The 8,645-nt window shown below is 72.9% G+C and carries 8 protein-coding genes and 1 rRNA gene; 3 read left to right on the top strand and 6 right to left on the bottom strand.

Annotated features, from left to right (window positions below; genetic code table 11):
* Positions 1-87, top strand: a 5S ribosomal RNA gene (gene rrf / locus ACFZDC_RS17245); the annotation flags it as partial.
* Between the two features lie 87 nt (positions 88-174).
* Here rrf and ACFZDC_RS17240 read toward each other — a convergent pair.
* From ACFZDC_RS17240 to ACFZDC_RS17220, 5 genes are read right to left on the bottom strand one after another with little or no spacing between them, the layout of a single operon-like run.
* A complete protein-coding gene (locus ACFZDC_RS17240; protein ID WP_391324541.1) occupies positions 175-1,485 on the bottom strand; it encodes a DUF58 domain-containing protein in 1,311 nt (436 codons plus the stop codon).
* On the bottom strand, positions 1,485-2,474 hold the full coding sequence (locus tag ACFZDC_RS17235) for an AAA family ATPase (protein WP_391324569.1): 990 nt from the start codon (positions 2,472-2,474) through the stop codon (positions 1,485-1,487). The genes ACFZDC_RS17240 and ACFZDC_RS17235 overlap by 1 nt, the downstream gene beginning before the upstream one ends.
* Entirely contained in the window at positions 2,474-3,670 is a 1,197-nt protein-coding gene (locus ACFZDC_RS17230; protein WP_391324540.1) for a DUF4350 domain-containing protein, read from the bottom strand. The genes ACFZDC_RS17235 and ACFZDC_RS17230 overlap by 1 nt, the downstream gene beginning before the upstream one ends.
* Positions 3,667-4,449 carry a DUF4129 domain-containing protein gene (locus ACFZDC_RS17225; protein ID WP_391324538.1) on the bottom strand — a complete coding sequence of 261 codons (783 nt, stop codon included), beginning with the start codon at positions 4,447-4,449 and terminating at the stop codon, positions 3,667-3,669. The genes ACFZDC_RS17230 and ACFZDC_RS17225 overlap by 4 nt, the downstream gene beginning before the upstream one ends.
* A 4-nt stretch (positions 4,450-4,453) precedes the next feature.
* Positions 4,454-5,842, bottom strand: coding sequence for a hypothetical protein (locus ACFZDC_RS17220; protein ID WP_391324536.1), 1,389 nt, complete (start codon positions 5,840-5,842; stop codon positions 4,454-4,456).
* A gap of 140 nt (positions 5,843-5,982) precedes the next feature.
* Between ACFZDC_RS17220 and mtnA the strand changes: the two genes are divergently transcribed.
* On the top strand, positions 5,983-7,125 hold the full coding sequence (gene mtnA / locus ACFZDC_RS17215) for an S-methyl-5-thioribose-1-phosphate isomerase (RefSeq protein ID WP_391324535.1): 1,143 nt from the start codon (positions 5,983-5,985) through the stop codon (positions 7,123-7,125).
* Between the two features lie 135 nt (positions 7,126-7,260).
* Here mtnA and ACFZDC_RS17210 read toward each other — a convergent pair whose 3' ends face one another.
* Positions 7,261-7,851 carry a hypothetical protein gene (locus tag ACFZDC_RS17210; protein ID WP_391324533.1) on the bottom strand — a complete coding sequence of 197 codons (591 nt, stop codon included), beginning with the start codon at positions 7,849-7,851 and terminating at the stop codon, positions 7,261-7,263.
* A gap of 103 nt (positions 7,852-7,954) precedes the next feature.
* Here ACFZDC_RS17210 and mtrA point away from each other — a divergent pair, with 103 nt between their 5' ends.
* Positions 7,955-8,644, top strand: coding sequence for a two-component system response regulator MtrA (gene mtrA / locus ACFZDC_RS17205; RefSeq protein ID WP_191870552.1), 690 nt, complete (start codon positions 7,955-7,957; stop codon positions 8,642-8,644).
* The last annotated feature ends 1 nt before the right edge of the window (position 8,645 follow it).

Here is an 8,645-nt window from a genome sequence, read left to right as displayed (position 1 = left end):
GGTTACATTCCGAACCCGGAAGCTAAGCCTCACAGCGCCGATGGTACTGCAGGGGGGACCCTGTGGGAGAGTAGGACGCCGCCGAACAATCTTTGGGAAAACCCCCGCATCGAAAGATGCGGGGGTTTTCTGCGTTCCGGGTCCGTTTCCCCCGAGAGGGGCGGCAGAGGCTGATCAGAGTCGGCCGGCCGCCTTCAGAGCGAGGTACGCATCCGCCAGAGCCGGGGCCAGATCGTCAGGTGTCGCGTCCACAACCGTCACCCCATGACGACGGAGCTGCTCCGCCGTACGCCGGCGTTCGCTGTGTGCCTGTGCCGCCGCGGCGGCTTCGTACACCGCCTCGGTGTTCCCTCGGGCCTGCGCCATCCCCGCGATGTGCGGGTCGGCCACCGAGGCGACGAGCACCGTGTGGCGCTGGGTGAGCTGCGGGAGCACGGGCAGGAGGCCCTGCTCGACGGGCGCCGCGTCGAGTGTCGTCAGCAGCACGATCAGGGAGCGTCGAGGGGCCGTACGCAGAGCCGTCGCGGTAAGACCACGGGCGTCGGTTTCGACGAGTTCCGGCTCGAGCGCTGCCATCGCGTTGACCAGGGACGGCAGGACGTCGCCGGCGGAGCGACCCTGGACCAGGGCACGGACCCGGCGGTCGTAGGCGAGCAGGTCCACGCGGTCGCCGGCCCGTGAGGCGAGCGCCCCGAGGAGCAGGGCCGCGTCCAAGGAGGCGTCGAGGCGTGGGATGTCGCCGACGCGGCCGGCGGAGGTGCGGCCGGTGTCGAGGACCAGGAGGATGTGGCGGTCGCGTTCGGGCCGCCAGGTGCGGACGGCGACCGCGGACTGGCGGGCGGTGGCGCGCCAGTCGATGGAGCGGGTGTCGTCGCCGGGGACGTACTCGCGCAGGCTGTCGAACTCGGTGCCCTCTCCGCGGGTCAGCACGCTGGTGCGTCCGTCCAGTTCCCGCAATCGGGCGAGTTTGGACGGCAGGTGCTTGCGGCTGGTGAACGGGGGCAGGACTCGTACCGTCCAGGGCACCTTGTGGGCGCCCTGGCGGGAGAAGAGGCCGAGGGGGCCGTAGGAGCGGATCGTCACGCGGTCGGACTGGCGGTCGCCGCGGCGGGTGGGGCGCAGCCTGGTCGTCACGCGTCGGCGTTCGCCGGCCGGGATGCTGACGCGGTGCCGGGAGCCCTCGACCTCGGTGCCCGGCTGCCAGCTGCTGGGCGGCCATGCGTCCCGCAGTCGCGCCCGCAGCAGGCGCCGGGACGGGTTCGCGATCGTCAGCGTGACGTCGGCGCTTTCGCCGAGACGTGTGGAGGTGTCGCCGGAGCGGGACAGGACGAGGCGCCGTACGGGCGCCGCGAGTGCGAAGTCGCAGGCGCAGGCCAGCGCGAGCGGGCCGTTGACCGCGAGGATGCCCGTCCAGCCGGGTTCCAGGACGCCGACCGGGATCGAGCCGAGGGCCGCGAGAAGGGCGGCGCGTCCGGTGAGTGCCATCAGCGGGGGACCGGGACGTGGGCGAGGATGGCGTTGATGACGGAGTCGGCGGTGATGCCCTCCATCTCGGCCTCGGGGCGCAGCTGGATCCGGTGGCGCAGGGTGGGCAGGGCGAGGGCCTTCACGTCGTCGGGGATGACGTAGTCGCGGCCCGTCAGCCAAGCCCAGGCGCGCGAGGTGGCGAGCAGGGCCGTGGCGCCGCGCGGGGAGACGCCGAGGGTGAGGGAGGGCGACTCGCGGGTGGCGCGGCAGATGTCCACCACGTAGGCCGTGATCTCGGGGGAGACGGTCGTCTTGGCGACCGCCGCGCGCGCCGCGTCGAGGTCGGCCGGGCCGGCGACCGGGCGTACTCCGGCGGCGCGCAGGTCGCGCGGGTTGAATCCCGAGGCGTGGCGGGTGAGGACGTCGATCTCGTTCTGACGCGAGGGCAGAGGGATCGTCAGCTTGAGGAGGAAGCGGTCCAGTTGGGCTTCGGGGAGGGGATAGGTGCCCTCGTACTCGACGGGGTTCTGGGTCGCGGCGACCAGGAACGGGTCCGGGAGCGGGCGCGGGGTGCCGTCGACCGTCACCTGGCGTTCCTCCATGGCTTCCAGGAGGGAGGACTGGGTCTTGGGCGGAGTGCGGTTGATCTCGTCCGCCAGAAGCAGGTTGGTGAAGACCGGGCCGGGCTGGAAGGAGAACTCCGCTGTGCGGGTGTCGTAGACGAGTGAGCCGGTGACGTCGCTCGGCATCAGGTCGGGCGTGAACTGGACGCGCTTGGTGTCGAGTTCGAGGGCGGACGCGAGCGTGCGGACGAGCAGCGTTTTGGCGACTCCGGGGACTCCTTCGAGGAGGACGTGTCCGCGGCAGAGGAGGGCGACGACGAGCCCGGTCACGGCGGGGTCCTGGCCGACCACGGCTTTGGCGATCTCGGCGCGCAGGGCTTCCAGGGAGGCTCGGGCGCTGCCCGCGTCCCCGGTGCTCCCGGCGTTGTCAGTGGTCGGGTCCATCATGGACGGCGTACCTCTCTTTCGAGGGCGTCGAGTTGGTCGGTCAGTGCGATGAGGGCCGCGTCGTCGCCGGGCGGCGGTCCGAAGAGGAGGGAGTGCAGGGTCTGTCCGTCGCCGTGGAGGTGGGCGGACAGGGCGGGGAGCAGGGCTTCGGGCGAGTGCGCCTGGGCGACGGGGACGCCGACGAGGGGGGCGAGGCGCGTGCGGGTGGTGGAGCGAAGAGCGGCGGCCGCGCGGTCGCGGGCGTTGGCCTTGCGGTAGAGGCGGGCGCGGCCTTCGACGGTTTCGGAGGCGCGGATCGCCACGGGGAGGTTCTCGGGCACGAGGGGGCCGAACCGGCGTGCCCGCCAGAAGGCGGCGAGGGCCGCGGCGATGAACAGCTGCAGGGTGCCCCAGAGCCAGCCCGAGGGGAGCAGGTCGAGGAAGCTCTTCCGCTCGCCGTTGTCGGTGGCGGAGGTGTCGGAGAGCGAGGGGAGGTACCAGACCAGATGGGGGCGGGAGCCGAGGAGCTGAAGGGCGAGCGAGGCGTTGCCCTGCTTCTCGAGTCGGTTGTTGTAGAGGATGTCGGGCGCGCCGAGCACGACGGTGTCTCCGCCGCCGGAGGTCGCCGGGAGGCGGAGCAGGGTGGCGAGGCGTTCGCTGGGGTAGCAGGAGTCGGCGTCGAGGTGGGTGGTGGTGTAGCGGATGCCGCCGGTGTCGGCGCTGCCCGCCCGCCGGGCCTCGGGCAGGGTGCAGTCGGGGTCGAGCGTCGAGTCGAAGCTGGTGGCGGGGTCCGCGGTGACCCCGGGGGCGAGTCGCTCGACGGACCAGCTGCCGGCGGCTACGAGGACGGTGCGGCCGCCGGAGTGCGCCGTCGTGGAGTACAGCCCGGTCTGCTGACGGTGGGTCAGGAGGTCGGGGGCGGCGACGAGGAGGGTGGTGTCCGGGCCGGCGGCGGCGCGTGCCGCCCCGAGCGAGGTGACCACGCGCGTGGAGACGCCCCGGTCGGAGAGGAGTTCGGCGACGGCGCGGCTGCCGTAGGGGTCCGCGGAGCGCGGGTCGAGTTCGCCGTGCCGGGTCTGGGAGCGGACGGCGGCCATCGCGACGGCCGCGACCAGAATCAGCACTACGGCGAGGGCGATGCCTCGGGTGCGGGTCCACACCTGGCGGGCGGTGGGCGCCGTGGAGGTGGCGGGCAGGGTGACCCCGGTGGTCATTCGGCGGCTCCCTGGCGGGAGTTGTGGGCCGTGCCGGCTGCGCTGTTCGCGAGTACCGGCCGGCTGCGCTCCAGGTCGCGGTCGAGTTCGGCGATGCGCTGGTACGACTGCTTGCCCGCCCTTCGTCCGCCGTATGTGACGTCGTCGAACTCCCGGGCGGCCGAGCGCAGTCGGTCCGTGTGCGAGGGAAGGGTGCGGCCGGCCTCGGCGGCCGCTTCGTCGGCGGTGCGGCCGGGCCGGACGTCGAGCAGGGCCCGCTCCTCCAGGGAGCGGACGATGGCCCGCATGCGTTCCTGGACGGCCTGGTTCCAGTGGCCCTGGGCGGCGTGTGCCTCGCCGGCAGCGCGGTGTTCGGCGGCGCTGCGGGGCCGGTCGTCGAAGAGGGTGGCGGCGGAGACCGGTTGGCGGCGCGGAGTGCCCAGGCGCCACCACAGGGCGGCCAGGACGGCGACGGCGAACAGGACCACGACGAGCAGGCCGAACATGCCACCCGGTGTCGCCGAGGCGGCGGTGTCGAGCAGCCTGCCGAGCCAGTCCCAGAAGGCGTTCAGGGCGCGCTGGAGCAGGCTGGGGTCGTTCTCGTGGTACATCCGCTTGGACAGCTCGCGGCGCGCTGCTTCCCGTGCGGGATCGCGCGGAATGGTCACCGGTGGCTCGTCGCCCGAGCCGCCGGCCGCAAGGACGGTCGTGTGGACCGCGCCCAGCAGGCCTCGTGCGGCCGATCCGGCGGTGCCCGGCAGGGCTGGGGCCGCCGTGAGAACTCCCCCCGTCAGGCTCACCGCATCAGCTCCCCGGGACGGGGCCGGGGGCGCCGGCGGCGTAGCCCTGGACACCGGCGGCGCGGCCCAGTTCGAGATCGAGTGCCTCGCGGCGGATGCGCTGGTCGATGTACAGGAGCACGGTGACGCCCGCGTTGATCGGGAGCGTGATCATGGAGCCGATCACCGCGCCGATGCCGCTGATGATCAGGAAGGTCCAGCTGGGATTCTGGGCGCCGGTGGCGAGGAAGCCCACCATGCCGTCGCCGCCGATGGCGCCCGCGATGAGGGCGAAGGGGATCACCACGAGCGACGAGACGATGTTGGCGATGATCCCGGCGAGCAACTGTATGCCGAAGACGCGCCACCAGGAGCCGCGCACCAGTTTCACGGAGCGGCTCATCGACTTCACGATGCTCTGCCGTTCCAGCATCAGCGCGGGCGAGGCCAGGGAGAAGCGGACCGTCAGCCACACCATGACGACCACGGCGGCGAGGATGCCGAGGACGAGCAGCGCGATGCCGGCTCCCTCGCTTCCGCCGGCGACGGCGACGATGATGCCGGGCAGCGCGCCGCAGAGCAGCACGCCGACGGAGATGAGGCCCAGCAGAAGGAGCAGACCGAACAGCTTCGGTACCTGCGGGCGGGCGTCCCGCCAGGCCTCACCGGCGCTGACCGGCCTGCCGAGGACGGCGCGGCTGGTGACCGTCGTGAGCAGGGCGGTCGCGATGATGGTGCCGACGACGGTGACCACTGTCACGACACCGGTGCCGGCCGCGACCGCGCCGAAGGCCCGGAGCGCTTCGCCGGCCGAGGCGCTGGGGTCGTTGAGGGCGTTGGTGGTCTCGCTGTCCTTCAGGACGAGGCCCTGCAGGAGGATCACGCTGAGCCGGGTGAGGACCGCGACCGTCAGCGAGACGCCGAGGACGGTGCGCCAGTAGGTGCGCATGGTGGAGACGGCACCGTCGAGGATCTCGCCGACACCGAGCGGGCGCAGCGGGATGACGCCGGGCTTGGCCGCGGGCGGGGGACCGCCCCAGCCGCCGCCCCAGGCTCCGTAGCCGCCGGGAGTGCCGTAGCCGCCGTAGCCGCCGGGAGGACCGCCGTGCGGGCCGCCTCCGGGTCCGCCGTACCCGCCGGGCTGTCCGCCGCCCCAGCCCGGGCCGGGTGGTGGCGGCGGGGCCTGACCGGGGCTCGGGGGGCCCGTGGGAGCGGACCACTGCCCCGGTGGCGGCTGCTCGCTGGACCACTTCGGGCCTGGGCCCTGAGGGTCCGTGCCGGGCTGCGCGGCCGGTTCGGCGGGACCGGTGGGGCCGGGACGGTCAGCGGGCTCGGCGGGGCCGGACGCGCCGGGTTCCCGCCCGTCGGACGACGGGGCGGATCCGGGCGAGGCCCAGCCCGGAGTGTCTGTCATCGAAGCTCCTTCACGATGCCCGTCCGCGGTCGCGGTGGCAGGTTGGCAGACATCGTGCCATGGGGTGGTCACCGCGTGACCGGCCGCGGTAGGGGCTGCACTCCTTCAATTGTCCGCCGGTTCCGGGGCAGACTGACCGCATGGCTGATCAGTACGCGCAATCCCGCGAGGACAAGCGGCCGACCGAGATACCTGTGATCCGATGGGAGGAACCACCCGAAGGTCCCGTACTGGTGCTTCTCGACCAGACGAGGCTGCCGGCCGAAGAGGTCGAGTTGGTGTGCACGGACGCGTCGGCGCTGGTGGAGGCGATCCGTTCGCTGGCCGTGCGCGGGGCGCCGCTGCTCGGGATCGCCGGGGCGTACGGGGTCGCGCTCGCCGCCGCGCGGGGCTTCGCCGTGGAGGAGGCCGCGCGGGCGCTCGAAGGAGCCCGGCCCACCGCGGTGAACCTCTCCGTCGGGGTGCGCAAGGCCGAGTCCGCCCACCGGGCGGCGCTCGCCAGGACCGGCGACCCGACCGCGGCGGCGACGGCGGCGCTGGCCGCGGCGCGAACGCTGCACCGGGAGGACGCCGAGGCGAGTGCGCGGATGGCCGCCCACGGCCTGGCGCTACTGGACGAGCTGCTGCCGGGGGGTGGGCACCGGATCCTGACCCACTGCAACAGCGGGTCGCTGGTCTCGGGCGGGGAGGGGACGGCGTTCGCGGTGGCGCTCGCCGCGCACCGGGCGGGCCAGTTGCGGCGGCTGTGGGTGGACGAGACGCGTCCGCTGCTGCAAGGCGCTCGCCTGACGGCGTACGAGGCGGCCCGGCACGGTATGGCGTACACCTTGCTCACCGACAGCGCGGCCGGGTCGCTGTTCGCGGCGGGTGAGGTGGACGCGGTGCTGATCGGGGCGGACCGGATCGCGGCCGACGGTTCGGTGGCGAACAAGGTGGGGAGCTATCCGCTCGCGGTGCTTGCGCGGTACCACCATGTGCCGTTCATCGTGGTGGCGCCGCTGACGACGGTGGATTCTCAGACGCCGGACGGGGCGTCCATCGAGGTCGAGCAGCGCCCAGGCTTTGAGGTGACCGAGGTCACAGCACCCCAGGTGCAGGTGACGGGGGCGGGTGGCGGGATTCCGGTGGCGCCCCTGGGCACCCAGGCGTACAACCCGGCGTTCGACGTGACGCCGCCCGAGCTGGTGACGGCGATCGTCACCGAGGTGGGAGCCGTATCGCCGGTGACGGCCGAGGCACTCGCGGAGCTGTGTGCCGACCCCGGCCGGACAGCGCCCGGCTGACGGGCGGATGAGGCGTCCAGCAACGGAAAACGGCCCCTTCCCCTGCGGCGATTCGCAGAGGAAGGGGCGGTGGCGTCCGACGTCCACGTCAAGCAGGGGGCCCGACCGGCTCGCCTCTTCCGCGTGGAGGGGCTCTCAGCCGGTCACTCCGTCGCGCAGAATCCGCCGGGCCACCTCCCGCCGTGCCTCGGTGGGTTCGGCTGCGACGCCCCGCGCGCGGTCCTCGTCGCCCGTGACGGTCGCGGGGCGGGGCGCGCCGGCCCGGCCCGCGACCGTCACGGGCCGGGGCGCGCCGACGAGCAGGCAGTCCCGGCGCAGACGGGCCGGCGGATGGGTCTCGTCGATGTTGTGCCCGCGCAGTGCACCGGCGCGGCGCGGCCGCTCGTGCTCGCGCTCGGGGATCGACTCCATGTGTGCGGTGAGGCGCTCCCACAGTCCGTTCGCCCGGTCGCCGGCCCTGCTGCCGGTGCGTGCCCCGCTCCGGGCGGCGTCGTTGACCTCGCGCTGCAGGGTGGTCAGTGCGGAGTCGGCGACCAGGCGGCGGTTCAGGAGACCCACCGCGGCGGCGGTGGATCCGGCACGGGCGGAGGCGCGGTCGGCGAGGTACTCGACCCGCCGGCTTGCTCGCATCGTCAGCCGGTCGAGCAGGAACAGCACACCCTCGATCAGCCATGCGTCGGAGCCCTCGGAGCACGGGGATGAGGCCGCACAAGCACCATCGGGCACCCCTCTCCCGAGTACGGGGGCAGACAGTGACGGCCTCGTACGACTATCGTCACCGCCCAGTGACCTCGCTCACCAGCGCCTCTGTCACTGTTACGAGAATGGGATGATGTCGTTTATGAAGGGACGAGTCCTTGTCGTCGACGACGACACCGCACTGGCCGAGATGCTCGGCATCGTGCTGCGTGGTGAAGGTTTTGAGCCGTCTTTCGTAGCCGACGGCGACAAGGCGCTGGCCGCTTTCCGTGAGACCAAGCCCGACCTGGTGCTGCTCGATCTGATGCTGCCCGGCCGGGACGGTATCGAGGTGTGCCGCCTGATCAGGGCGGAGTCCGGGGTGCCGATCGTCATGCTCACGGCCAAGAGCGACACCGTCGACGTCGTCGTGGGCCTGGAGTCGGGCGCCGACGACTACATCGTGAAGCCGTTCAAGCCGAAGGAGCTGGTGGCCCGGATCCGGGCGCGGCTCAGGAGGTCGGAGGAGCCGGCGCCGGAGCAGCTCACCATCGGTGACCTGGTGATCGACGTGGCCGGGCACTCGGTGAAGCGGGACGGGCAGTCGATCGCGCTGACCCCGCTGGAGTTCGACCTGCTGGTCGCGCTGGCCCGCAAGCCCTGGCAGGTGTTCACCCGTGAGGTGCTGCTGGAGCAGGTGTGGGGCTACCGGCACGCCGCCGACACCCGCCTGGTCAACGTGCACGTCCAGCGGCTGCGCTCCAAGGTCGAGAAGGACCCGGAGCGGCCGGAGATCGTGGTGACCGTGCGCGGTGTCGGTTACAAGGCCGGGCCGAGCTGAC

Source organism: Streptomyces sp. NPDC007905 (assembly GCF_042959345.1).
In the GTDB taxonomy this organism is placed as follows: Bacteria; Actinomycetota; Actinomycetes; order Streptomycetales; family Streptomycetaceae; genus Streptomyces.
Note: the sequence above shows the minus strand (reverse complement) of the source record. Positions and strands in the feature narration are given on the sequence as shown.

What these genes read in the sequence shown, in the direction of transcription:
- ACFZDC_RS17240 (WP_391324541.1), bottom strand. Translation starts at nt 1,485, where the DNA reads ATGGCACTCACCGGACGCGCCGCCCTTCTCGCGGCCCTCGGCTCGATC.
- ACFZDC_RS17235 (WP_391324569.1), bottom strand. Translation starts at nt 2,474, where the DNA reads ATGGACCCGACCACTGACAACGCCGGGAGCACCGGGGACGCGGGCAGC.
- ACFZDC_RS17230 (WP_391324540.1), bottom strand. Translation starts at nt 3,670, where the DNA reads ATGACCACCGGGGTCACCCTGCCCGCCACCTCCACGGCGCCCACCGCC.
- ACFZDC_RS17220 (WP_391324536.1), bottom strand. Translation starts at nt 5,842, where the DNA reads ATGACAGACACTCCGGGCTGGGCCTCGCCCGGATCCGCCCCGTCGTCC.
- mtnA (WP_391324535.1), top strand. Translation starts at nt 5,983, where the DNA reads ATGGCTGATCAGTACGCGCAATCCCGCGAGGACAAGCGGCCGACCGAG.
- mtrA (WP_191870552.1), top strand. Translation starts at nt 7,955, where the DNA reads ATGATGTCGTTTATGAAGGGACGAGTCCTTGTCGTCGACGACGACACC.